Source organism: Sphaerisporangium sp. NPDC005289 (genome assembly GCF_040607455.1).
Taxonomy (GTDB): domain Bacteria; phylum Actinomycetota; class Actinomycetes; order Streptosporangiales; family Streptosporangiaceae; genus Sphaerisporangium; species Sphaerisporangium rhizosphaerae.
Genome location: NZ_JBEXGS010000001.1, coordinates 97114 through 120497 on the forward strand (window position 1 = coordinate 97114; position 23384 = coordinate 120497).

Sequence of the window (23384 nt, forward strand, 5' to 3'; positions counted from 1 at the left end):
CGCAGGCGCTGCTAAACGTTAACGAACCTCTACTACAACCGATCCCCATTCAACACCATGCGGCCCGAGAAGGCGAACGGTGACCCCGGGAATTTTCGGGCCTTCTACGCGCCGAGCGGAGGGAAGGCGGGGGTGCGGCGTTCCAGGAAACTCGCGACGCCCTCGGCGAAGTCGGGCCGGGTGAAGGACTCCAGCATCAGGCGCACGGCCTCGGACTCCGACTCCGCGAGGGACCGCCCCCAGTCGCCCCAGACCTGCCGTTTGATCACGGCCATCGAGGCCGGCGAGCTGTGGGCGGCCAGCTCCCGGGCGTAGGCCAGGGTCTCCTCCAGCAGCCGCTCCCCCGGCACGACCCGGTTGGCCAAGCCTAGGTCGCCGGCCTCGGCGCCCGTGAACGTGCGGCCGGACAGCAGCAGGTCCATCGCCCTGGGCTGGCCGATCAGCCGGGGCAGGATCCACGCCAGGCCGTACTCGGCGATCAGGCCGCGCCGGGCGAAGGCGGTGGTCCACTTGGCCTCGGCGGCGGTGAAGACCAGGTCGCACACCAGCGCGTGCACCATGCCGAGCCCGGCGCAGGCGCCGTTCACGGCCGCGATGACGGGCTTGCGGATGGTCGTCGGGTGGGTGGTGGGCCGCTTGTCCGGCTCGACGTCGTAGGAGCCGTCCTGGACGGCGGCGAGGGTCTGGAAGTCCGCCCCGGCGCAGAAGCCCTTCCCCGCGCCGGTGACCACGACGACCCGTACCCCGGGGTCGCGCTCGGCCTGCTCCAGCAGGTCGAAGTAGCGCCTGCCCATGGCGTCGGTCCACGCGTTCAGCCGGTCGGGCCGGTTGAAGGTGAGCGTCAGCACGCCCTCGTCCAGGGACGACAGCACCAGATCGGACATGGAACCTCCAGCGGGGCCGGTACAGAACAACGTTCTACACCAGTCTGCCCGACCGGGGCGGCCCGGTCATCCCTCGTAGTCGCTCTTGCGGGGATGGTGGACGAACGCCGGGGAGAGCTGCACGTCGTCGTAGTACCGGTGGAAGACCGGCGTGAGCGAGCCGGACAGGGGCGGGACGATCCACGACCAGTCGGCCGGGCAGATGCGTCCCGAGCGCTCCTCACGCTCGAGGTGGGACATGAACCGGCGCGACTCGGTGTGGTGGTCGGTGATCGTCACCTGCGCCCGCTCGAAGGAGTGCAGCACGGCGACGTTCAGCTCGACCAGCGCCCGGTCCTTCCAGAGCGTGCGCTCGTTGGAGGTGTCCAGGCCGAGCCGGCGGCCCACGACCTCCAGCATGTCGTACCGGTCGGTGTCGGCCAGGTTGCGCGCGCCGATCTCGGTGCCCATGTACCAGCCGTTGAACGGCGCGCACGGGTAGCAGACACCGCCGATCTCCAGGCACATGCCGGAGATCGCCGGGACGGCGTGCCAGCGGAGCCCGAGCTCGGCGAACCAGGGGAACACCGGGTGGACCAGCGGCACCTCCAAGATCGCGTCCGCGGGGACGGTGGCCAGCAGCGGCGGACGGCCGCCCGCCTCGATGACCAGCGGCAGCACGTCGAAGTCCGTCCCTGGCCCGCCGGACCACCCCAGGCGGCGGGCCATGGCGGTGAGGTCGGCGTTGCGCGCGTCGCCCGCCAGGATGCTCCCGTCCAGCGCGCGGTACCCCGCGTACCGGATGAGCTGCTCGTTCAGGATGCGCGGCCCGGGACGGCCCGGCCGGTCGGGGGCGAAGACGGTGATGGTGGGGCGGATGCGCCCTTCGTTGGTCGCCTCGCGCAGGTGGGCGACCGACTCCACCGCCACCCCCTCGGCGGTGTCGACGTGGCGGCGGTCGCGCACCCGCAGCGAGTGCCAGTACAGCCGGCCGATGCACCGGTTGCTGTTGCGCCAGGCGACGCGCGCCCCGTAGGCCAGTTCCTCGGCGGTGTGGGTGTAGGTGCCCCAGGCGTCGATCTCGGCCAGCACCTGGTGCAGGCGGGGCCAGAACGGGCCGGCCGAGGGGTTCTCGGCGTGGAACAGCCGCAGGAACTTCTCCGCCTCCTGCGGGTCGGCCAGGCCGTCGCCGCCGCCGGGGCGATGGAGGGGCAGCGCCACAGGAGCGCGAGAGGCCGGCGGGCAGGCTCGGTCCCGCTCATGGATCGACACGGGAACTGCGCTCCGTCCGGGGGGAGACAGTGGGACATCCTCCTGCGAGGGTGAGGGCGCCTGGGCGCCCTCTGCCTCAGGGGACGGCGCGGGAGTCGAACGACCCCGACGCAGCGCCGCGACAGCTGACTTTACCGGAAGTCGGACCCTCAGAAACCCCAACACTGGACAACCGCCACATCGGTCACATGGGTATCAGAACGCTTCCGGGAGCTCTGACGCCCTGGAGGCGGCGGCCTTTCCCGCCGCCGTCGGCACGGATCCGCGGCAGCCGCACGTCGTGTTCCGGGTGAGCTCGGTGACTCTCAGCGTCGATGCGCCTGCAGAGTGACACGAAGCACGGCAAGACCACATCTTGGGCCATCGAGTGGGATTTGTCCTGCCAAATCGCAGACGGGTCGGTGTCCAAGAACGGCGACAGCCCCAGGGGGACTCCCCCTGGGGCTGCGTGGTGGCTCCCGCGATAGGACTCGAACCTATAACCTGCCGGTTAACAGCCGGCTGCTCTGCCGATTGAGCTACACGGGATCGTTCGTTTTGCGCCTTGCGGGAAGGGCGTTGGCCCTTCCTTGCGGCGCGGAACTAGATTAGCGCATTCCGAGGGGTGCGTGTCGCACCCAGATCGTCCCCGGCCGCGGGGAGGCGCCGCCCCGGGCCGGAGCCTGCGGTGTCGCTCCCCCGCAAGCTTCCGCGCGCCGGGAAGATAACCGCCCGCAGCCGGGGTAGGGGAAGCCCAGAGCGGGGGAGCCAGCGGCACGCGGGAGGTAGAAGATGCGATATCGATTCACGTTCGCCGTAGGCCTGGCCATCGGGTACGTCCTCGGCAGCAAGGCCGGACGAGAGCGGTACGAACAGATCAGGCGGCTGGCGCAGCGCGTCGCCGACAATCCCATGGTCCAGCAGGCCGCGGGCGTGGCGGGGGCCCAGGCGTCCAAGGCGGCCGAGGTGACCAAGCACAAGCTGGGCGACGTGCTCGGCGACCGGGTGCCGTTCCTGCACAGGAACGGCTGGAGCGTCGTCAAGGACGACACCGGCACCGGCTGGCCGGACAGCGAGATGGACCGCGTCACCTGACCGGCGCACCCCGGAGACGGCCCGCGTGAAACCCCGCGCACGGGCCGTCTCCGCATGTCGCGGGTCCCCGCGCACAGGTTGGTCTCCGCAGGCCCCGGGCACGGGTCGGTCTCCACATGCCGCAGGCCCCCGGGGCGAGGCCGTTCGCGGTACGTGCGCGGACGGGCCGTCGCTGCGGCCGTGCGGACGGCGGGTCAGACGCCGAGCGTGCGGCGCAGCCGCTCCAGGGCCTGCTCCGCCGCGGCCCGCAGGCCGGGGTCGGACGGGTCCAGGCCGGGGTCGAACACGAACTCCCACTCGGCGGTGTCCTGACCGGGCACCCGGCGGGCGACCAGGCGCACTCCCCCGCGCTCGCCGAGGCGGACGTGCCGGTTGACCAGGATGGAGGAGGTCACCCGCTCGCGCACGGCCTCGGGCAGCCGGCCGGGGTCGGGCAGCTCCACCCGCCGGCGGGCGCCGTCGGTGCCGACGACCAGCAGGCCCTCCTCGTCCCACTGCGCCCGGTCGACCCGGTACCAGGGCAGCGTCTCGCCGGCCGGCAGGCGCAGCGCGCGGTCGGTGGCGACGACGTACCCGCCGTCCGGCGTCCGCGCGTGGACCAGCACCCGCTCGCCGGGCTCCAGCCGCACGCCGGCCTCCGGGGGGAGGCCTTTGGTGCCCCAGGGAAATCGCATGGGTGAAAGCTACCCGGCCCGCCGGTGCGGGGCCGCACGCGGGCGGCCCGGCGCTCATCCGGCGAGAAGGTCCAAGGTGAGGGCGGCCGACCAGGAGAAGTCGCGGCACCCCCGTCCCATGCCGTCGAAGGGGTCGAAGCACTCACGGAACCCCGCCTGGCGCACCAGGCGAAGGGTGGCGGTCGCGAGCAGCCTCTCCAGCGCCCCGAGGCCGTGCCCGGCCGCGGCCTGCCGCAGCAGCCAGTTGGTGTTCACCCACGACGGCCCGCGCCAGTACGTCTCCCGGTCGAACTGCAGCGCCCGCACCTCGCAACTCGGCACCGGGTAGCCGCTCGGGCCGAGGAAGGACGACTCCAGCAGCTCGACCAGCGGCCCGACGATCGTCGCGGGCATGCCCGGGTCCAGCAGCGGGCCGAATCCGCCGATCGTGCGGATCGGGATGAGCGACCCGGCGCGCAGATCGCGCGCGTAGAACGCGCCCTCCCACAGGCGGGCCAGCAGTCCGCCGCGGATCCGCTCGGCGGCCTCCTCGAACGGCCGGCCGTCGGCCCCGATGACCCCGGCCAGGTCGGCCAGCGCCAGGCAGGAGGCCAGCCAGATGCCGTTGAACATCGGGTCCTCGACGGCGAAGGGGTGCTCGTCGCGCAGGTAGCCCGAGCCGTACCCGGCGTCGCGGTAGCGCAGGGCCAGCCAGACCCAGCGGTCGTGGTGGCTGTCGGAGCGCCAGTCCTCCAGCCCGCAGGCGTAGCCGACCATGGGCAGCGCGGCCAGCGGGGCGTCCCAGGCGGGGCTGTCGTCCAGGCCGGACTCCCAGGGATGGACGATCGCCGCCAGGCCCTCGCCGCCGAGGTCGCGGGCGGAGGCCAGGTACCGGTGCTGGGCCACCAGGCACGGCCAGGTCCTGCGGACGAACGCGAGCGCCGCGTCGCGGTCACGGGCGTAACGCCAGATCCACCACACGGCGCAGGCGTGGAGCGGCGGCTGGGTGAGGCCGGAGGTGGGCACCCCGCGCGGCGCGGCGGCGCACTCCCCCGAACGCCAGATCGACGGCCCCGGGTAGTAGGAGTCCCTGGCGGCCGGGTCGAAGACGATGTGCGGCACCATGCCGGTGCTCCACTGCCCGGCGAACAGGCTCAGCAGCTCCTCGCAGGCGCGCGACCACCGGCGCCGCGCCAGGCCGATCGCCACGAACGCCGAATCCCAGCTCCACTGGTGGGGGTAGCGCCCCACCGAGGGGACGGTGGCCGTTCCCGTCCAGTTCGCGTCAAGCACGTCGAGTGCGGCCTGCTCGAGCGCGGTGTCCTCGTCGAGCGCGGACCGCGCGTCCATCGGCTCGTCGGCAGGAGGGGCGTCCCTGCCGTCCCTCCTCCCTGGTCCCCGCGGGCCCCCGTGCTGATGGGCCCGCGCCCGTCCGGGGCCTATGGCCTTGACGGCCCTGGACGGGCGCGGGAGGTCTCAGTCGAGGTAGTCGCGCAGCATCTGCGCCCGCGTCGGGTGACGTAACTTGGCCAGCGTCTTGGACTCGATCTGGCGGATGCGCTCGCGAGTGACCCCGAACTCCCTGCCGACCTCCTCCAGCGTCCTCGGGTGCCCGTCGGACAGCCCGAAGCGGAGCTGGATGATGCGCTGCTCGCGGTCGGAGAGAGTGGCGAGGATGTCGTCGAGCTGGTCCTGCAACATGATGAACGCCGCCGCCTCGATGGGCACCACGGCGTCGGCGTCCTCGATGAAGTCGCCGAGGTCGGAGTCCTCCTCGCCGATCGGCGACTGCAGGGACACCGGCTCCTGCGCGATGCGCTGGATCTCCACCACGCGGTCCACGGGGAGGTCCATCTCCATCGCGATCTCCTCGGGAGCGGGCTCCCGGCCGAGATCCTGGTGGAGCTGGCGCTGCACGCGGACCAGCTTGTTGATCGTCTCGACCATGTGCACGGGAATTCGAATCGTCCGCGCCTGGTCGGCGATCGCCCGGGTGATGGCCTGGCGAATCCACCACGTGGCGTAGGTGGAGAACTTATATCCCTTGGTGTAGTCGAATTTCTCCACCGCGCGGATCAGCCCGAGGTTGCCCTCCTGGATGAGATCGAGGAAGAGCATTCCGCGGCCCACATAGCGTTTGGCGATGGACACCACGAGCCGCAGGTTGGCCTCGATGAGCCGCTGCTTGGCCCGGACGCCCTCCCAGACGAGCTCCTCGAACTCGGGCTTGACCAGCCGTATGCCGATGTCGCACAGTTTGTCCTCGGCGAACAGGCCGGCTTCGATCGCCTTCGCCAGCTCCACCTCCTCCTCCGCCGTCAGGAGCGGCACGCGGCCGATCTCCCGCAGGTAGATGCGGACGAGGTCGCTGGTCGGCGCCCGCTTGCCGACATCCTCCTCATCGGGCCGGACGGTGTCGTCGTCGCCTTGCGGCTCGAGCACCTCCACACCCTTTTCGGCGAGCATCCGCACGACACGCTCCAGCGCGTCGGCCGGCAACTCGGAGCGGTCGAGCGCGGCGGCGACGTCGTCGACGGTGACGCTGCCGCGCTCCTTTCCTCTCGCGACGAGATCCGCCACCTGGTCTACTACCGACGGCGGTCCACTTGGCAGCACCGATGCACCCACGGTGCATAGTCTGCGGTATAGGGGCGGTAAAAGGGCAGGCCTATTTTTGTCACCCGAGGTAAGGCCGGAGCCATTACCGAATTGAGATCGGACAAAGAGTTTGGCTGCTCTGAGAAGCGGAAAGTAAGGTTAATTACGCTCCGACGGCGCGTTCTCTTAAGACCCGGCGTTGTTGTTCGAGCGCCACCAGTTCGCCGAAGAGGCGGTTGTAGTCCTGCTGCTGCTCAACAGGGTTGAGGCGCTCCATCTTGGCCTTGATCTGCACCAGCGCCCTGGTGACGGCGATCTCGGCGAGCCGGGCCAGCACGGCCTGGCCGTAGCGCTCTTCGCCGGCCAGGTCGGCCCGCACCGGATCGACCGCGAACCTGGTCGCCAGGGCGCGCAGGCCGTCGTCCTCGGTGGCGGCGAGCAGCATGTCGACCCACTCGCGCCCGCCGGGGCCGCCCGCGACCGTGCCGCCCGCCGCCGTGACCAGGCCGTACAGGGCGACGTGCTCGGGCACGGTGAACGCCTCGGCCCCGAGGGCGTCGAACTCGGGCCCCATGAGCGCGGGACGCTGCACCGCGAGCTTCAGCGCCTCCGCCTCGATGCGGACCACCGGGTCGGCGGAGTCGGCCGGCGGGGGCGCGCTCGCCCGCCGTGCGGGCCGTTCGGACGCCGCCCTGCCCCCCGCGCGGCCCGCGACCTCCTGGATGCGCCGCAGCACCAGCCGCTCGTCCATGAAGCCGAGCCAGCGGTCGAGGTCGACGGCGTACCTGGAGCGCAGCGCGGAATCCTTGATGCCGGCCACCAGCGGGGCGGCGGCGTCCAGGGCGGCCAGGCGGCCCTCGTTGGTGGTCAGCTCGTAGCGCGAGATGACGCTGCGGATGGCGAACGCGAACAACGGCTCGCGGGCGGCGACCAGATCGCGGACGGCGGCGTCGCCGTGCTTGACCCGCAGGTCGCACGGGTCGAGGCCGTCGGGCTGCACGGCCACGAAGGTCTGGGTGACGAACTTCTGCTCGTCGGCGAAGGCGCGCAGGGCGGCCTTCTGACCGGCGGAGTCGCCGTCGAAGGTGAACACCACCTCGCCGCGGAACTCGGCCTGGTCGAGCAGCAGGCGGCGCAGCACCTTGATGTGCTCCTCGCCGAACGAGGTGCCGCAGGTGGCGACCGCCGTCGGCACGCCGGCCAGGTGGCAGGCCATGACGTCGGTGTAGCCCTCGACGACGACGGCCTGGGAGCGCTTGGAGATCTCGCGCTTGGCCAGGTCGATGCCGTACAGGACCGTGCTCTTCTTGTAGATCGGGCTCTCGGGGGTGTTGAGGTACTTGGGCCCGTCGTCGCCGTCGAGCAGTTTGCGCGCGCCGAAGCCGATCACGTCGCCGGTGATGTCGCGGATGGGCCAGACGAGCCGGCCGCGGAAGCGGTCGACCGGGCCGCGGCGCCCGTCGCGGGCCAGGCCGCCCTTGATCAGCTCGTTGGCGGTGAACCCCCGGCCCAGCAGGTGGCGGGCGAGGCGATCCCACTCGGACGGGGCGAAGCCGACCCCGAAGTGCTCGGCGTCGACGCGTTCGAAGCCCCGCTCGGACAGGAAACGGCGGCCGGGCGCCGCCTCGGGGGTCTCCAGCTGGGCGGCGTAGAACTCGGCGGCGGCCCGGTGGGCCTCGATGAGCCGGCTGCGCTCGCCCTGCTCGCGCCCGGGGACGTAACCGCCCTGCTCGTAGCGGAGCTGGATGCCCGCGCGCTGCGCCAGCCGCTCGATCGCGTCGGCGAACGACAGCAGCTCCAGCTTGCGGACGAAGGTGATGACGTCGCCGCCCTCGCCGCAGCCGAAGCAGTACCAGTAGCCGCGGGAGGGGGTGACGTTGAACGAGGGGGACTTCTCCTCGTGGAAGGGGCACAGGCCTTTGAGATTGCCGCCGCCGGCGTTGCGAAGCTGGATGTGCTCCCCCACGACGTCGGCGATCGATGAGCGCTCTCGCACGAGCGCGATGTCCTCGTCACTGATCCGCCCTGCCACGCCGCGAGTCTACGACTCGGCGCCGACACTCCGCTCCGGCGGCCGTCCCGGCCCGGCGGGACCCGCCGGGGCCGGACACCGCGCGCCCCGGAGCGTCAGGGGTCGCCGCGCCAGCGTGACCGGCCGGTTACCGTCGGTTCCATCCCAAGATGGGGGATTTTCGGCGAATAAGCGGTGATGGTGGCGAAGGTCGGTTACAAAGGGAACGCTCATATCGGTAACGTCTGGCGGGTGGAGATCATGCGATCGGGGCGACTGGCCGCCATCGGAGCGGCCGTGCTGGTCAGCGCCGCCTGTGCGGCCCCCGGCGGGGTGGCCGGCATCAGCACGCTGCCGCCCGCGCCACCCATGCAGGACGTGGCGGCGACCGGGGCCGCGACCGGCACGCCGGACCCGCTTCCCAGCCCCGACGTCTCGCCCACCGGCGAGGGCGGCACGGAGATCGACGCCGCCACCCTGAAGCCGACCCCGTCGGCCTCCCCCGGCTCCCCCGGCGACGTCAGGCCGCCGCGCGGCGACGACCCGGTCCGCGTGCCCCCGCCGAGGCTGTCGCGGTTCACCTACGTCTTCCCGGTCCGCGGGTGCCGGGTCAGCTACGCCCGCAAGCAACTCGTGCTGCCCAAGACCACCATCTGGGCGGGCAAGGGCTGCTCGTACGTCTCCCCGGTCGGCGGCGTCGTGCACGAGGTGAGCACGACCGACCGCTGGAGGCCGGCCACCGACCACGGGACCGACCGCGAGGGCCGGTTCGTGTCCGTCCTCGGCGACGACGGGGTGCGCTACTTCGGCGGGCACCTCGACACCGTCGAGGCGGGCGTCCGGCCGGGGACGCGCGTCGCCGCGGGCCAGGTGCTCGGGCGCGTCGGCGACTCGGGCGACGCGCGGGGCCAGGGGGCCAACCTGTACTTCTCGGTGTCCTGGGCGACCGCCTCGCGCTACTGGTGGGTGCGCCGCGGGATGGTCGATCCGTGGACCTACCTGGACGCGTGGTTGCACGGCAATCCGACCATGTCCCCCGCCGAGCAGGTGGCGGCGGTGCGCGCCCGGGTCGGCGCCACGCCCGCCTGCCGCACGCTGTGCGCCTCCAAGCCGGTCAAGAAGAAGCCCACGCCGGTCCCCACCCAGACCGCCGACCCCGACTCCGTCACCACCGGCTGAGGCCACACGTGGACCGGCCGGCGGAGGCCACCGCCCCTGCCGGCCGCTCCGGGTCGCCATGCGTCCGCGCGTGCGGCGCCGGCCCTCGTCAGGGAGCGCCGATCCTCGCCGCGATGATCGGGGCCAGGCGGTCAGCGATCTTGACGTGCCCCGCGTCGTTCGGGTGCACGGAGTCGCTGAGGTCGGCGCTGGTCAGCCAGCCCTCGGTGTTGACGTAGAAGACGTTGGGGTCGCCGCCGTCGTTGAGCGCCTTGACCGCGGCCTGGGTCTGGGCGACGAACTTCGCGCGGAAGGTCTCCATCGCGAAGATCGTCGCGTACGGGTACTTCGCCCGCACCTCGCGCAGCAGGTTGGTGTAGGAGGCCTGGAACTCCGGGGTGTGCACGCCGTGGCCGGAGTCGTTGGTGCCGAGGTTGATGACCACCACGTTGGCCTGGTAGCGGGAGAAGTCCCAGTCCGGGGTCGCCGCGTTGGGGTTCAGCTTGAGGAACTGCCGCTCCAGCCCCACGCATCCGTCGGCCGTGGCGACCAGGCAGGCGCCGCCCTGGGCGATCTGCGTGTGCCGCACGTGGAGCCGCTCGCCGACCAGCCACCCGTACGCCGTCAGCGCGTTCTTGGAGGTGGTGGTCCCCACGGTGATCGAGTCGCCGACGAACTCCAGCAGCGTCGAAGGCACGTTCGCGCGGAAGGTGCTCGCGCCCGCGTCCAGGACCAGTCCCTGGAACACCGCGTCGCCGTGGTAGGACCCGGCGACGACGCGGTAGGAGACGCGCAGCGTGTGGTCGCCCGCCCGCAGCGGCGTCGAGGTGAGGTTCACCGTGCCGCTGACGTTGGTGCGGTAGACGAACGGGGCGCCGTCGATGCTGTAGTACAGGTCGATGGCGCCGCGCTGCTTGAGCTTGACCGTCGTCCCGGTGAAGCCGGTGGTGAAGTAGGCGCCCGCCCAGTACGGCGTGTAGGCCGCCGGGTTGCGGGTGTCCCAGCGGCCGGTGAAGGAGATGTTGGCGTCCGTCGGCGAGCCGTCGCCGGTCGCCGCCGTCGCCGGGAGCGGCGCGACGCCGCCGATGACCAGGGCCGTCACCGCCCCCATGATGAGAGCTCTGAACCTCGGCATGTGATAGTCCTCGCTCGTGGCGGAGCCCGCCGCGTCCGGCCGCGGCACGGCGCCGGGTGGGGGAAGGATCAGGACGTGATGATCGGTCTTCGACGCTAGGTCGGCTCGCGCGGCGCGGCAACGGCCGCGGGGCCGCCCGCACCCGCCGCCCCGGCTCTTCCCCAGCTCACCCGGCGGCCCGCCGCCGCGCGGCCGTGTAACTTACAGCCGGGGCGGCGGTCGCCAGGCGAGCGGAACATCAGGACGACGGACGCCGGCGTGGCCGGGCCGGCGCGCCTGGCGGGGCGGCGGGGGTCAGGCGCGGGAGCTGAGTGAGCGGTGCAGGGCGACGGCGCTGACGTCGGTGAGCGAGGCGATCTGGTCGACCACCACCCGCAGCCGGGCGGCGTCGTCGGCCGCTCCGGCGAAGGCCGGGCGCAGGGCGGGCTCCAGCGTCCCGGGCGCGCCCAGCATGATCATGGACGCCAGCTCCGCGATGAGGTCGCGCTGGCGCGCCTGGTTGGCGTGGTGGTCCTCCCGGGACATCACGTAGTGCGCCGTGACCCCCTTGAGCAGCGCGCACTCCAGCCGGGTGACCCGGGGCACGATCAGGTCGGCGCCGTACCGGGTGCGGCCCCGGCCGTAGGCGCTGGTCGTCGCCTCCTGCGCCGACAGGCAGAACCGGCCGATCAGGGCGCTGGTGAAGGACTTCAGCGCCACCAGGTCGGCCATGGTCTCCTCGAACCGCGCCGGCCACAACGGCGCGGCCACCAGGTGGGCCAGCGTCTCCTCCAGCTCGGTGAGGCAGGAGTCGCCCGCGTACCACTTCAGCGTGCGCTCGCACACCTCGCGCCGCTCCCCCGCGTCGAACAGCAGTTCCGGGGTGAGGTGCCCGGAGTGCAGCGCGTCCTCCAGGTCGTGCACGGAGTAGGCGACGTCGTCGGACCAGTCCATGACCTGCGCCTCGAAGCTGACCCTCCCCTCGGGCGCGCCCTGCCTCGCCCAGTCGAAGACGGGCAGGTCGTCGGGGTAGACGCCGAACTTCGGGCCGTGCGCGGAGGTCCAGGGGTACTTCAGGGACGAGTCGAGCGTCGCGCGGGTGAGGTTCAGCCCGGCGCTGCGGCCGTCGCCGGTGAGGACCTTGGCCTCCAGGCGGGTCAGCAGGCGCAGGCTCTGGGCGTTGCCCTCGAAGCCGCCGCACCGGGCCGCCAGCTCGTTGAGCGCCGTCTCGCCGTTGTGCCCGAACGGCGGATGGCCCAGGTCGTGGGCGAGACAGGCGGTCTCGACCAGGTCGGGGTCGCAGCCGAGCGCCTTGCCCAGCTCCCGGCCGATCTGCGCGCACTCCAGCGAGTGGGTCAGGCGGGTGCGCGGGATGTGGCGGCCATGGTCGGGGATCTCACCCGGGCCGACGACCTGCGTCTTCGCGGCGAGCCGCCGCAGCGCGGAGCTGTGCAGCACCCGCGCCCGGTCGCGCTCGAACGCGCTGCGCTCAGGGTTGCCGGGAGGTTCCGGCACCCATCTGGCCTGGTCGAAGTCGTCGTATCCTGTCATCGGTAGCGGGGATGCTACCCCCGCTATGGGTCGCGCATGACAAACATGCAGGAAACTCACGATGTCCGGACGCATTTCGTCTTCCCCCGCAGGTCAGGCGGCCCGTGAGTAACCCCTGCCCCGGCCGTCGCCACCCCTGTCCGGCCGGAGGAGGCCCCTTCGGCCGGACAGGGCCTGGATGGACGGAAGCCGGGCCGTCGCGCGAAGCGGACGAGCGACGGCCGGCGGGATCCGGGCTCCGCGCACAACTTGGGCGGGGCGCGGTCAGCGGGAGTCGGACTCCTCGCGGGGCGGCGCCGCGCGTCCGGCCTCCAGCCGGGCGACCGGGACGCGGAACGGCGAGCAGGACACGTAGTCCAGGCCGATGTCGTGGCAGAAGCGCACCGACTCGGGGTCGCCGCCGTGCTCGCCGCAGATGCCGATCTTGAGGTCGGGACGGGCGGCGCGGCCCTCCTCGACGGCGATGGACATCAGTCGCCCGACGCCGCCGCGGTCGATGCTCTCGAACGGGGAAACCCCGAAGACGCCCAGCTCCAGATAGCGCGAGAAGAACGCGGCCTCGACGTCGTCCCGGGAGAACCCCCAGGTCATCTGGGTGAGGTCGTTGGTGCCGAAGGAGAAGAAGTGCGCGGCCTCGGCGATCTGGCCGGCGGTCAGCGCCGCGCGCGGCACCTCGATCATCGTGCCGATCTCGGCCTCGACGCCGCTCGAAGCCAGGATGCCCCGCGCCTCGTCCCGGACGTGCTCCAGCTCCTGCACGGCCCCGACCAGCGGGATCATGATCTCGGCCCGGGGGTCGCCGCCCGCGGCGCGGCGCTCGGCCACCGCCTCGGCGATCGCGCGCACCTGCATGGCGAACAGCCCGGGGATCACCAGCCCGAGCCGCACGCCGCGCAGGCCGAGCATCGGGTTCTCCTCGTGCAGCCGCTTGACCGCCGCGAGCAGCCTGCGGTCGCGGGCCGTGGCCTGCTCACCGGCCAGCGCGACCTTCACCGACAGGGCGGTGAGGTCGGGCAGGAACTCGTGCAGGGGCGGGTCGATCAGGCGGACCGTCACCGGCAGGCCGTCCATCGCCGCGAGGATGCCCGCGAAGTCGGACCTCTGCAGCGGTTCCAGCGCGTCGAGCGCCGCCTGGCGCTCCTCCCCCGAGACGGCCAGGATGAGGTCCTCGACGAGCCGGCGGCGCTCGCCGAGGAACATGTGCTCGGTGCGGCACAGGCCGATGCCCTCCGCGCCGAACCCGCGCGCCCGCGCGGCGTCCTCGGGGGTGTCGGCATTGGCCCGCACCGCGAGGCGGCGCCGCTCGTCGGCGTGGACCATGACACGGTGCACGGCCTGGATCAGGTCGTCGGAGGTGTCGCCGGCGCCCTCGAAGTACTGGACGACGGGCGAGGCCATGACGGGCACCTCCCCGCGGTACACCTCGCCGGTGGAGCCGTCGATGGAGATCACCTCGCCCTCCTCGACCACCACGCCGCCGGGGGCGGTGAAGCGCCGGCCCGCGGGGTCCACCTCGATCTGCTCGGCGCCGCACACGCAGGTCTTCCCCATGCCGCGGGCGACGACGGCGGCGTGCGAGGTCTTGCCGCCCCTGCTGGTCAGCACGCCACGGGCGGCGATCATGCCCGCCAGGTCGTCCGGGGTCGTCTCGCGGCGCACCAGGATGACCTCCTCACCCCGCGCGGTCAGCTCCTCGGCGCGTTCGGAGGAGAACACCGCCCTGCCCACGGCCGCGCCCGGCGAGGCGTTCATGCCCTTGGCGATGGGGATGAGGCGGCCGTGCCCGGCGAACCTCGGGAACATGAGCTGGGCGAGCTGGTCGCCGGAGACGCGTTCGAGCGCCTCGTCCATGTCGATCAGGCCCTGGTCGACGAGCTGGGTCGCGATGCGGAACGCCGCCTCGGCGGTGCGCTTGCCGACACGGGTCTGCAGCATCCACAGCTTGCCGCGTTCGATGGTGAACTCGATGTCGCACAGGTCGCGGTAGTGGTTCTCCAGCGTCCGCATGATGCCCAGCAGCTCGCGGTAGGAGCTCGCGTCGATCTTCTCCAGCTCCTGCAGCGGGATGGTGTTGCGGATGCCCGCGACGACGTCCTCGCCCTGGGCGTTCTGCAGGTAGTCGCCGTACACGCCCTGGTTGCCCGTGCCGGGGTCGCGGGTGAAGGCGACGCCGGTGCCGGAGTCCATGCCGAGGTTGCCGAAGACCATCGCGACGATGTTGACCGCCGTGCCGAGGTCGGCGGGGATGCGCTCCTGGCGGCGGTAGACGATCGCGCGGGGGGCGTTCCAGGAGTCGAAGACCGCCTCGACGGCCATGCGCATCTGCACGCGGGGGCCTTCGGGGAACTCCCGGCCGGTCTCGTCCTTGACGATGTCCTTGAAGGTCCGCACCAGGCGCCGGAGGTCCTCGGCGGTGAGCTCCAGGTCGCTGGTCACCCCGCCGTGCCGCTTGGCCCGCTCGATGGCGTCCTCGAACCGGTCGCCCTCGATGCCGAGGACGGTGCGGCCGAACATCTGGATGAGCCTGCGGTAGGAGTCCCAGGCGAAGCGCTCGTCGCCGGCCTGCGCGGCCAGGCCGCGCACCGACTCGTCGTTGAGGCCGATGTTGAGGACCGTCTCCATCATGCCGGGCATGGAGAACTTCGCCCCGGAGCGGACGCTGACCAGCAGGGGGTCCCCGGGGGCGCCGAGGCGCTTGCCCATGCCGTCCTCCATCGCGTGGAGGTGCTTGTCCACCTCGTCCCACAGCCCGTCGGGCACCCCGCCGCCGGCCAGGAACCGGCGGCACGCCTCCGTCGTGATCGTGAACCCGGGTGGCACCGGAAGACCCAGGTTCGTCATCTCGGCGAGATTGGCGCCTTTGCCACCGAGGAGCTCCTTGAGATCCTTGTTGCCCTCGGTGAACCCGTATACGTATTTGGGCACTGGGACCCCTCCAACGACTCCTCGGCGTACGGTTCCGCCTCTTTCCGGGGGACTCTACCTACGATTAACGGAAGGAAACGTCACCGGCCTATCAGAGGGACGTTCGCCCTGCTAGACCAAATATAGCGGTCTAATCCAATCAACCCCGGGGGCGGGACGGCCAGAAAAGGAGCCGGCCACCGGGCAATGGTACAGACCAATTGTGCGGGCGGTTCACGGCGATTAGGCCGGGGCCCACCGGAGCACAATTGGTTTAGACCAGTAAAAGCGACGGCATGGTTCCGGCCAACATATTCCGCAGAACGGAAAACCCGCCTTACCGGACGGGCGCGTCCGCCGCCGCGACGGGCGCCCCGCGAAGGCCCGCCGCGTGGTCGCGTTCGGCCCGGTGGACGGCCGGCCCCATGGCGGAACCGGCCACCAGGAACAGCCCGCCCAGCAGCAGCCACCCCGCCGTCCCCCACCCGAGGACGACCGTGGTCAGCAGCAACGGGCCCGCCATCCGGGCCACCGCCGTGCCACTGCCGAAGAACCCCTGGTACTGGCCCTGCCTGTCCGGCGGCGCCAGGTCGAAGGCGATCTCCCAGGCCCCCGCGGCCAGCATCATCTCCCCGAGCACCTGCAGACCGGCCGCGGCGAGCAGAACGGCGGCGGCCGCCCACGCCGAGGTCCCTGCCTGCGACAGCGCGAACGCCGCGCACGAGGCGGACATGGCGACGCCCGCGAGCCGCACCAGCCGGGACGCGCTGCGCAGGCCCGTGACGCGCCGGGCGACCCGCACCTGGAACAGCATCACGGTCAGCGTGTTGAGGACGAGCAGCGCGGCGACCGTCCAGCCCGGCGCCTGCGTCCGCCCCGCGATCCACAAAGGGACGATCAGGCTGAGCAGCGGCATGTAGAGCATCATCACCATGTTGAGCAGCGCCACCACCACGTACCGCCGGTCGCGCACCACCTCCGGCACCCATCGCTCCCGGCGCCCGCGGCGCCGGCCGGCACCGGCGCTCCCGGCCACCGGAACGGCCCGGGCCGCCGAGGGCGGCACGGCGGGCAGCCGGAGCAGCACCAGCGCCGAGAGCACGAAGCTCGCCGCGTCCATGGCCAGGACCGCCAGGTACGCCTCGCGGGTGTCGAAGTGCAGCGCCACTCCGCCGACGGCCGCGCCGACGGCCAGCCCGGCGTTGACCGCCGCCTGGAGGCGGGCGCGCACCCGCGTGCGCATGGTCCTTTCCACCAGCCCGGCGAGCAGCGCCTGCCGCCCGGCGGCCAGCCCGCTCTGACAGCACGCGTAGAGGCACGCCGCCAGCAGGAAGGCCGCGTACGAGGTGACGAACAGGTACGCCGCCACGGCCGTGCCGGTGGCCAGGGCGAGCAGCGCGGCCGTGCCCCGGGGACCCCTGCGGTCGGCGAGGTGCCCGAGCGGGGCGCCGGCGAGGGCCCCGGCCGCCCAGCCGAGCGTCAGGCCGAGCCCGACCTGCGCCGGGGACAGGCCCACGACGCGGGTGAAGTACAGGGCCGAGCAGACCAGGTAGGCGCCGTCGCCGACGGCGTTGGCCAGATGGGCGAGGGCGAGGACCCGCGACGGGCCGGAAGGGCTGATCACGACACCACGCTAGATGCGATGCGGACCACTCTGAAGAGCCGCTCCCCATTCGCTTTCTTGGGCCACTTCGCCGTTCCCGGCCCCTCGCCGTCCGCCGCACCGTCCGGTCGCGCGGGATGGGGCGGCGCCCGGAGGCGTCGCCGTCACGCCAGGGGCGAACAGCGCCGGGAGGGGGACCACCGACCCGGCGGAAGCTGCCAGGATGGCCGCATGATGGAGCTGAACGGACGTCCGGTGACCCCTGGCGAGCTCGGCTCGCTCGCGCTCTACAACTACGGGCACTTCACCACCATGCGGGTGGAGGACCTCCACGTCCGCGGCCTGTCCCTGCATCTCGACCGGCTCCTCGGCGACTGCCGCGTCGTCCACGGCGTCGAGCTCGACCTCGACCGCGTGCGCCACCTGGCCCGCCGCGCGGCGTCCGCGGCCCCCTCGCCGGTGATCGTCCGGGTCACCGTCTTCGACCCCGAACTCGACCTCGCGCACCCGGCGGCCAAGGCCCGGCCGGAGATTTTGGTCACCACGCGCCCGGCGCCCCCCGACCGGCAGCCGCCCTCGCTCGGCGTGGCCGAGTACGAGCGCGACCTGCCGCAGGTCAAGCACTCCGGCATGTTCGGCCCGCTCTTGCAGCGGCGCTTCGCCCAGGCCGGCGGCCACGACGACGTCCTGTTCACCGACGCCCGATCCCGGGTCAGCGAGGGGCCCACCTGGAACATCGGGTTCGTCAAGGACGGCGGCGTCGTCTGGCCGGGGGCCGACCGCCTCAACGGCGTCACCATGCGCCTGCTGGACCAGGCGCTGCGCCGCGCCGGCGTCCCGTCCGCCACCGCCGAGGTCGACACCGGCGACCTGGCCTCGATGGACGCCGCCTTCATCACCGACGCCGCCGCCGGCCCCCGCCCGGTGCGCTCCATCGAGGGCGCCGAGCTGTCCCTGGACCACCCCCTCCTCACGACCCTGCGCAGGGAGTACGCCGCCCTCCCCGCCGACCCCCTCTGACCTGCGCGAAGGGCACGGCTCTCAGGAGGGCCGGACGGGGGTGGCGCCGGTGGCGGTGGACACCAGGTCCTCGTAGACCTCGCGGCCGGTGGTGAAGGCGCCGAGGGCGATGGTCTTGTTCGTGCCGTGGTAGTCGCTCGACCCGGTGACCCGCAGGCCGAGATCGCCGGCCAGGGCGCGCACGTGCTCGCGGTCGCCGGGGGTGTGGTCGGGATGGTCGGCCTCCACGCCCCACATGCCCGCCTCGGCGAGTCGGGCGATCAAGGCGTCGGGGACGATGTGGCCGCGCCTGCCCGCCCGCGGATGCGCGAGCACCGACACCCCGCCGGCCTCGCCGACCAGGCGCACGGCGGTGAACACGTCGATGTCGGCCTTCGGCAGCCGGTAACGGCGGCCCAGCCATTCGGGGCCGAACGCCTCGTCCACCGACCCGACCAGGCCCCGCCGCACCAGCGCCCGGGCGATGTGCGGACGGCCCACCGTGCCGCCGGCCGCCTGCCCGGCGACCTCGGCGGTCGTGACGTCGATTCCGTCGGCGTTCAGCAGCGCGACGATCTTCTCGCTGCGCAGGTCGCGTGACCGGCGCACCCGGGCCAGCTCCTCGGCCAGCGGCTGGTGCGCCGGGTCGAACAGGTAGGCCAGCAGGTGCAGCCCGACCGACGGCTCGGCGCCGTACCAGCGCCCGGACAGCTCCGCCCCCGGCACGAGGGTCAGGCCCGGCGGGACGGCCGCCGCGGCCGCCTCCCAGCCGGCCGTGGTGTCGTGGTCGGTGAGCGCGACCACGTCGAGCCCGGCGGCGGCGGCCCGCCCCATGAGCGCGCCGGGGGCGTCGGTGCCGTCGCTGGCCGTGGAGTGCGTGTGCAGGTCGATCCGCATGGCACGAGCCTGCCAGCATCCCCGCCGCCGCGGTGACCCCCACCGCGCCGTGGTGGGCGTACAGGGGGTTGTATACAGGGCATGTCCGTTCTTCACGCGCGTCGCCGGTGGCGTGGCGTTCTCGCTCTGCTGTCGGTTCCGCCGCTGTTCCTCGTCGTCAGCGGGGCGTGGTTCTCGCTGCTCGGGTCCGGCGAGCCGGCGGCGCGCCCGCCGCGCCCCGCCGGGCAGGACGCCCTGTGGCTCGGCCACGCCTGGGTGGACGGGCGCAACGGGGAGCCGGAGCTGGCGGCGCTCGCCGCACACCTTCGCGGCGGAGGCATCGGCGACGTCTACCTGCACACCGGGCCGCTCGCCTACGACGGCACCCTCGCGCCCTCGTTGTACCCGCGCGCCGCGTGGGCGGTCGGCGCGTTGCACCGGGCCGTGCCGGGCCTGCGCGTGCACGCCTGGCTCGGCCAGCGCGTGGAGCCCGGGGAGCTCGACCTCGGCTCGCCGTCCGTGCGCGCCAACGTGGTCGAGGCGGCCGGGCAGGTGCTGGCCGCGGGCTTCGACGGCATCCATTACAACTTCGAGCCCGTTCCGGACGGTGACCCGGGGCTGCTGGAGCTTCTCGACCGCACCCGCGCGGCCATCGCGCCCGCCCATGGCGTGCTGTCGATGTCGGTGCACCACATCGAACCGGCGTCCGGCGTCGCGCTCGTCGGCAACGCGCTGCTCGGCAGCACCAAGTGGTGGACGCCCGGTTATCTCACCCAGGTGGCCAGCCGTGTGGACCAGGTAGCGGTGATGAGCTACGACACCGCGCAGCCGACCGAGGACGCCTACGCCGGTTATGTCCGGCGGCAGACCGAGCTGGCCCTGGCGGCGGTTCCGCCCGCCACCCGGCTGCTGATGGGGTTGCCCGCCTACCACGACGACAACCTGACCCACCACGCCTCGGCCGAGACCGTGGCCGCCGCCGTGCGGGGCGTGCGCCTCGGGCTCGGCGCGAACACCAGGCCCGGCTTCGGAGTCGCCCTGTACGTCGACTTCGCCGCCACTCCCGCCGACTGGACCTCCTACCACCGCGCCTGGGAGGCCCCGTCGGCGAGCATCCCCCGGACCAGCGGGCGGGCGGCAGGACCTTAGAGGGCCCGGACGCGGGTACCCCTGGACCAGTGGGCAGGGGGACGGGACGTGGGAGAGCCCGGAGCGAGGACAGCGCGCGGGCACTACTCCCAGGTCCTCTGGATCAGCGGGCTGAGGGTCGGGACCTTTCGGGAGGCCGTGGGCCGTTTCAGCGGACAGGGGTGGAGACCCTGCCGATGCCGAGGGTGTTGGCGGCGGGGAGCAGGCCGGACTCCAGGGCGGCGACCAGGAGGGGCGTGGTGAGCTCGGCGAGGCGCTCGGCCTTCTCCAGGCCGATCGCGCGCCAGGGGGCGATCGCGAGGTCGTCGGTGACGCGCTCGACCGTGTCGCGCAGCCGGTGCCCCTGCTCGGTCGCCGTGCCGTCCGGGTTCACCAGGCCGCGGGCGGCGAGACGGTCACGGGCGGCGTCCCACGCCTGAGCGGTCCACCCGCGGCTGTCGAACGTCTCGCGCGGCGCGCCGCCGATCGCGGCGAGCGACACCAGCGCCTCGCACGGGTCGAGCTCCGCGGTCAGCAGCGCGGCGACGTGCCCGTCCCCCCGGTGCTCGCGCAGGACGCCGATGGCCTGCCACAGGAGGAGGTGGGGCTCCTCGGGCCACGGCAGCGCGGCGTTGGCGGCGGCGAGCGGCCGGCCCGCGGTACCGGCCGCCTCCGCCGCCTCCCTGGCGAGCCGCGCGGCCTCGGCGAGGCCGTGGCCGCCGACCTCGCCGCCCAGCATCGCCCGGTACATCCGGTCCACGGCGCGCAGCCGCGCCTCCAGCACCTTCGCGGCCGGGGCCACGGTCCAGGCGGCGGGGACGTGTTCGGCGACCATGCGCGGGCTGAAGCTGTAGAAGGCCGCCGCGACCAGCTCGGCGGAGGCCTCCCCCAGCGGGGCGGCGCGCCAGGCGAAGTACGCGGGCCAGCGGGTGTCCACCTGGTAGCCCAGGGCCGCCGCCTCGGCCGACACCTCCGGCGCGTACCAGAACGGCGCGTGCACCGGCTCCAGCTGGTGCCACATCCGCCGCGCGAAACCGGGGTCCTGCGTCATCGTCGTCCACTCCTGTGCAAAGAGATCGAAAACCGCGAAGCCCCGCGAGAAGCCGGGAACATCCGGATCGTCACGTCAGCGCCATGACGTACGTTAGATAGTGCGGCTATCTAATGTCAATCCCTGTCCTCTCACGCGGCCGCGCCCGCCCTGCGGCGGGGAACGGAGATGAAGGCGCAAACGGGGAGTACGCCGTCCGTCAGGCGGGAGGCATGCCCGCTCCATGGCCGCCATCGATCGGTATCGTGGGACGCCGCGGCGGTTCAAGATCGCCTTTGCGCTGCAGGTGCCGCCCACGCCGCCGGGCGAAGTGCGCCGGGATGTGCCGTCCGCCCTGGACGACCTGCTGATGCGCCTGCCGGCCAAGGAGCCCGGCGACCACGACGACTAGGAACCGGCCGCCGAAGAGGCGGCCGCGCCGGTCGCCGGCGTCGTCCGCCCGAGCCGCCGCTCGGCCGACGCGCCGAGACCCGCGAGAGAGAGGCCGTGACCTGCCGCGACGGCGAGCAGCCGTCTCACACCGTCGCCCGGCGAGGGGTCACCAGACCGGTCTCGTAGGCGAAGGCGACCGCCTGCGCGCGGCTGGAGAGGCCGAGTTTGGTCATCGTGCGGTTGAGGTGGGTCTTCACGGTCGCCTCGCTGACGCACAGGCGGCCGGCGATCTCGGTATTGGACAGCGCGTGCCCGACCAGCTCGAGGACCTCCGCCTCGCGGGCGGTGAGGGCGGCCAGGTCGCGGGAGGGGGCCGCGGTGACGTCCGCGCGGCGCGTGTAGGTCTCGATCAGGCGCCGGGTGACGCTGGGCGCGAAGAGCATCTCTCCTGCCGCGACGGTGTGGATCGCGGTGAGCAGGCGCTCGGGCGGGGTGTCCTTGAGCAGGAAGCCCGACGCGCCGGCCCGCAGGGCGTTGTAGACGTAGTCGTCGAGGTCGAAGGTGGTGAGGATCACGACCTTCGGCGGCCGGCCGTCCGCGGGGGCGGCGAGGATGCGCTCGGTGGCGGTCACCCCGCTCATGCCGGGCATCCTGATGTCCATGAGGATCACGTCCGGGCGCCTCGCCGCGGCCAGGCGCACGGCGTCCTCGCCGGTGGCCGCCTCACCGACGACGTCGAGCTCGGGCATGGCGCGGATCAGCGCGGCGAGTCCGGCACGGACCAGAATCTGATCGTCGACAACGAGCACTTTGATCATAAGGACGTCTCACCGGCCGGCATAGGAGGCTGCTCATCCTCAGTCGGGGATGACAGGGGCAGGGTGACCACGACCTCGAACCCGCCGAGCGGGCGTGGTCCGGCGGCCATCGTTCCCTTGTAGAGCTTGACGCGTTCTCGCATGCCTATCAAGCCGTGGCCTTTCTCGCAGTCGGGAGCGGCCGCCCGCTCGCTCCCGCCGCCGTCGTCGGTGACGCGGATCTCCAGTTCCGCGGGGCGGTACAGGAGGGACACCCCGGCCCGCGCGGGCCCGGCGTGCTTGAGCACGTTGGTGAGCGATTCCTGGACGACCCGGTAGGCGCACAGGTCGACACCGGGCGCCAGCGGCCGCGCGGCGCCGGTGACCGTCACCTCCACCGCCACCCCCGCAGAACGCACCCGCTCGACCAGCTGCCCGAGCTGGTCGAGACCCGGCGCCGGGTCGTAGCTCACCCCATCGCCCTCGTCCTCGGGTTCGATGCGCAGGACCGACAGCAGCCGCCTCATCTCGCCCATGACCTCGCTGCCGGTCTGTGCGATGGTCGCCAGCGCGTCGCGCGCGGTGACCGGATCAGAGGCGAACACGTACCGGGCGAGTCCCGCCTGCACCGAGATGACGGACATGTGGTGGGCGACGACATCGTGCAGTTCGCGGGCGATGCGCACCCGCTCCTGGGTGACCGCGCGCCGGGCCCTGTCCTCCTGGTCGCGGCTGAGCCGCTCGGACAGCTCGGCCAGCCGCCGGCTCCTGTCCGTCAGCAACCGCGCGCCGTTGCCGAACCCCCAGGCCACGGCGATCATGACACCCGCCTGGACGACGCCCGCCCCCAGGAGGCCGACGGGTCCCACCAGGAACGCGTGCGTCCACATGACCAGGATGGCCACCGCGCCCACGGCGGCCAGGCGCGGTGACCGCCGAGCCGCCACCGTGTACAGGGCCAGCAGCGGCGGCATGGTGTTCAACCCGTAGTAGTAGCCCAGCGCGTGGTACACGATCGCGGCCGCGCAGGAGATCAGCAGGACAACGAGCGGGGCGCGCCTGCGCAGCGCCAGCGGGAGGTTCGCCACGAGCGTCAGCATCATGGAGAACCGGTCCGGCAGCCGGAACCCGTGCTCGGGCGCCATCCCCAGAAGCCACGGATGGCGTGCCACCGCCACCTCGATCGCCACGGTCATGCCGGTGAACACCAGGGCGAGCACCACGTCGACGATGAGCGGGTTCGTCGCGGCGAACCTCCTGAACGGCGCGACGACCCTTGTGCCCATCAGCGCATGGTAACCGGACGACCACCGGCCCCTCATCCCCCGCCGAACCTACGACGCGTACCGCGGAAGTCACG

At 72.7% G+C, this 23384-nt stretch carries 19 protein-coding genes and 1 tRNA gene; 5 read left to right on the forward strand and 15 right to left on the reverse strand.

Going from position 1 to position 23384, the window contains the following annotated elements; genetic code table 11:
* Positions 1 to 104: 104 nt before the first annotated feature.
* From ABZT47_RS00350 to ABZT47_RS00360, 3 genes are all read right to left on the reverse strand, one after another.
* Positions 105 to 884: an enoyl-CoA hydratase gene (locus tag ABZT47_RS00350; protein WP_354834249.1), complete on the reverse strand. Its 780-nt coding sequence runs from the start codon at positions 882 to 884 to the stop codon at positions 105 to 107.
* A gap of 66 nt (positions 885 to 950) precedes the next feature.
* Positions 951 to 2084 carry a nitric oxide synthase oxygenase gene (locus ABZT47_RS00355; protein ID WP_354834252.1) on the reverse strand — a complete coding sequence of 378 codons (1134 nt, stop codon included), beginning with the start codon at positions 2082 to 2084 and terminating at the stop codon, positions 951 to 953.
* A gap of 503 nt (positions 2085 to 2587) precedes the next feature.
* Positions 2588 to 2663, reverse strand: a tRNA-Asn gene (locus tag ABZT47_RS00360).
* A gap of 243 nt (positions 2664 to 2906) precedes the next feature.
* On the opposite strand from ABZT47_RS00360, the gene ABZT47_RS00365 reads away from it, so the two are divergent.
* Positions 2907 to 3209: a YtxH domain-containing protein gene (locus ABZT47_RS00365; RefSeq protein ID WP_354834255.1), complete on the forward strand. Its 303-nt coding sequence runs from the start codon at positions 2907 to 2909 to the stop codon at positions 3207 to 3209.
* A 194-nt stretch (positions 3210 to 3403) separates the two neighbouring features.
* On the opposite strand, the gene ABZT47_RS00370 is transcribed toward ABZT47_RS00365, so the two are convergent.
* From ABZT47_RS00370 to dnaG, 4 genes are all read right to left on the reverse strand, one after another.
* Entirely contained in the window at positions 3404 to 3883 is a 480-nt protein-coding gene (locus ABZT47_RS00370; protein ID WP_354834258.1) for a hypothetical protein, read from the reverse strand.
* Positions 3884 to 3937: 54 nt separating this feature from the next.
* Positions 3938 to 5212, reverse strand: coding sequence for a hypothetical protein (locus tag ABZT47_RS00375; RefSeq protein WP_354834261.1), 1275 nt, complete (start codon positions 5210 to 5212; stop codon positions 3938 to 3940).
* A 126-nt stretch (positions 5213 to 5338) separates the two neighbouring features.
* A complete protein-coding gene (rpoD, locus tag ABZT47_RS00380; RefSeq protein WP_354834264.1) occupies positions 5339 to 6442 on the reverse strand; it encodes an RNA polymerase sigma factor RpoD in 1104 nt (367 codons plus the stop codon).
* A gap of 181 nt (positions 6443 to 6623) precedes the next feature.
* Positions 6624 to 8492 (reverse strand): DNA primase, encoded by a 1869-nt coding sequence (dnaG, locus tag ABZT47_RS00385; protein WP_354834267.1) that lies wholly within the window; start codon positions 8490 to 8492, stop codon positions 6624 to 6626.
* 240 nt (positions 8493 to 8732) lie between these two features.
* On the opposite strand from dnaG, the gene ABZT47_RS00390 reads away from it, so the two are divergent.
* Complete coding sequence (locus tag ABZT47_RS00390; RefSeq protein WP_354835432.1) at positions 8733 to 9650, forward strand: peptidoglycan DD-metalloendopeptidase family protein; 918 nt, start codon at positions 8733 to 8735, stop codon at positions 9648 to 9650.
* A gap of 88 nt (positions 9651 to 9738) precedes the next feature.
* Here the strand turns inward: ABZT47_RS00390 and ABZT47_RS00395 are convergent, their stop codons facing one another.
* From ABZT47_RS00395 to ABZT47_RS00410, 4 genes are all read right to left on the reverse strand, one after another.
* Positions 9739 to 10764 (reverse strand): GDSL-type esterase/lipase family protein, encoded by a 1026-nt coding sequence (locus ABZT47_RS00395; RefSeq protein WP_354834269.1) that lies wholly within the window; start codon positions 10762 to 10764, stop codon positions 9739 to 9741.
* A 294-nt stretch (positions 10765 to 11058) separates the two neighbouring features.
* Entirely contained in the window at positions 11059 to 12294 is a 1236-nt protein-coding gene (locus tag ABZT47_RS00400) for a deoxyguanosinetriphosphate triphosphohydrolase (protein WP_354834272.1), read from the reverse strand.
* A gap of 264 nt (positions 12295 to 12558) precedes the next feature.
* Positions 12559 to 15219: a pyruvate, phosphate dikinase gene (gene ppdK, locus ABZT47_RS00405; RefSeq protein WP_354834275.1), complete on the reverse strand. Its 2661-nt coding sequence runs from the start codon at positions 15217 to 15219 to the stop codon at positions 12559 to 12561.
* Between the two features lie 316 nt (positions 15220 to 15535).
* Positions 15536 to 16822, reverse strand: a complete 1287-nt coding sequence (locus ABZT47_RS00410) for an MFS transporter (RefSeq protein ID WP_354834278.1) — start codon at positions 16820 to 16822, stop codon at positions 15536 to 15538.
* Between the two features lie 210 nt (positions 16823 to 17032).
* On the opposite strand from ABZT47_RS00410, the gene ABZT47_RS00415 reads away from it, so the two are divergent.
* The gene (locus ABZT47_RS00415) at positions 17033 to 17821 is read left to right on the forward strand and encodes an aminotransferase class IV (protein WP_354834281.1); all 789 of its coding nucleotides are present in this window, start codon (positions 17033 to 17035) and stop codon (positions 17819 to 17821) included.
* 21 nt (positions 17822 to 17842) lie between these two features.
* On the opposite strand, the gene ABZT47_RS00420 is transcribed toward ABZT47_RS00415, so the two are convergent.
* On the reverse strand, positions 17843 to 18697 hold the full coding sequence (locus tag ABZT47_RS00420) for a PHP domain-containing protein (RefSeq protein WP_354834284.1): 855 nt from the start codon (positions 18695 to 18697) through the stop codon (positions 17843 to 17845).
* 81 nt (positions 18698 to 18778) lie between these two features.
* Between ABZT47_RS00420 and ABZT47_RS00425 the strand changes: the two genes are divergently transcribed.
* A complete protein-coding gene (locus tag ABZT47_RS00425; RefSeq protein ID WP_354834287.1) occupies positions 18779 to 19825 on the forward strand; it encodes a hypothetical protein in 1047 nt (348 codons plus the stop codon).
* A gap of 148 nt (positions 19826 to 19973) precedes the next feature.
* Here ABZT47_RS00425 and ABZT47_RS00430 read toward each other — a convergent pair whose 3' ends face one another.
* Positions 19974 to 20855 carry a hypothetical protein gene (locus ABZT47_RS00430; protein ID WP_354834290.1) on the reverse strand — a complete coding sequence of 294 codons (882 nt, stop codon included), beginning with the start codon at positions 20853 to 20855 and terminating at the stop codon, positions 19974 to 19976.
* A 223-nt stretch (positions 20856 to 21078) separates the two neighbouring features.
* Between ABZT47_RS00430 and ABZT47_RS00435 the strand changes: the two genes are divergently transcribed.
* On the forward strand, positions 21079 to 21246 hold the full coding sequence (locus ABZT47_RS00435; RefSeq protein ID WP_354834293.1) for a hypothetical protein: 168 nt from the start codon (positions 21079 to 21081) through the stop codon (positions 21244 to 21246).
* Between the two features lie 124 nt (positions 21247 to 21370).
* Here the strand turns inward: ABZT47_RS00435 and ABZT47_RS00440 are convergent, their stop codons facing one another.
* On the reverse strand, positions 21371 to 22045 hold the full coding sequence (locus ABZT47_RS00440; protein WP_354834296.1) for a response regulator transcription factor: 675 nt from the start codon (positions 22043 to 22045) through the stop codon (positions 21371 to 21373).
* On the reverse strand, positions 22042 to 23310 hold the full coding sequence (locus ABZT47_RS00445; protein ID WP_354834299.1) for a sensor histidine kinase: 1269 nt from the start codon (positions 23308 to 23310) through the stop codon (positions 22042 to 22044). Before ABZT47_RS00445 ends, ABZT47_RS00440 begins: the two co-directional genes overlap by 4 nt.
* Positions 23311 to 23384: the final 74 nt, after the last annotated feature.

What these genes read in the sequence shown, in the direction of transcription:
- ABZT47_RS00350 (WP_354834249.1), bottom strand. Translation starts at nt 884, where the DNA reads ATGTCCGATCTGGTGCTGTCGTCCCTGGACGAGGGCGTGCTGACGCTC.
- ABZT47_RS00365 (WP_354834255.1), top strand. Translation starts at nt 2,907, where the DNA reads ATGCGATATCGATTCACGTTCGCCGTAGGCCTGGCCATCGGGTACGTC.
- ABZT47_RS00370 (WP_354834258.1), bottom strand. Translation starts at nt 3,883, where the DNA reads ATGCGATTTCCCTGGGGCACCAAAGGCCTCCCCCCGGAGGCCGGCGTG.
- ABZT47_RS00375 (WP_354834261.1), bottom strand. Translation starts at nt 5,212, where the DNA reads ATGGACGCGCGGTCCGCGCTCGACGAGGACACCGCGCTCGAGCAGGCC.
- ABZT47_RS00390 (WP_354835432.1), top strand. Translation starts at nt 8,733, where the DNA reads ATGCGATCGGGGCGACTGGCCGCCATCGGAGCGGCCGTGCTGGTCAGC.
- ABZT47_RS00395 (WP_354834269.1), bottom strand. Translation starts at nt 10,764, where the DNA reads ATGCCGAGGTTCAGAGCTCTCATCATGGGGGCGGTGACGGCCCTGGTC.
- ABZT47_RS00400 (WP_354834272.1), bottom strand. Translation starts at nt 12,294, where the DNA reads ATGACAGGATACGACGACTTCGACCAGGCCAGATGGGTGCCGGAACCT.
- ABZT47_RS00415 (WP_354834281.1), top strand. Translation starts at nt 17,033, where the DNA reads ATGATGGAGCTGAACGGACGTCCGGTGACCCCTGGCGAGCTCGGCTCG.
- ABZT47_RS00420 (WP_354834284.1), bottom strand. Translation starts at nt 18,697, where the DNA reads ATGCGGATCGACCTGCACACGCACTCCACGGCCAGCGACGGCACCGAC.
- ABZT47_RS00425 (WP_354834287.1), top strand. Translation starts at nt 18,779, where the DNA reads ATGTCCGTTCTTCACGCGCGTCGCCGGTGGCGTGGCGTTCTCGCTCTG.
- ABZT47_RS00430 (WP_354834290.1), bottom strand. Translation starts at nt 20,855, where the DNA reads ATGACGCAGGACCCCGGTTTCGCGCGGCGGATGTGGCACCAGCTGGAG.
- ABZT47_RS00435 (WP_354834293.1), top strand. Translation starts at nt 21,079, where the DNA reads ATGGCCGCCATCGATCGGTATCGTGGGACGCCGCGGCGGTTCAAGATC.
- ABZT47_RS00440 (WP_354834296.1), bottom strand. Translation starts at nt 22,045, where the DNA reads ATGATCAAAGTGCTCGTTGTCGACGATCAGATTCTGGTCCGTGCCGGA.
- ABZT47_RS00445 (WP_354834299.1), bottom strand. Translation starts at nt 23,310, where the DNA reads ATGGGCACAAGGGTCGTCGCGCCGTTCAGGAGGTTCGCCGCGACGAAC.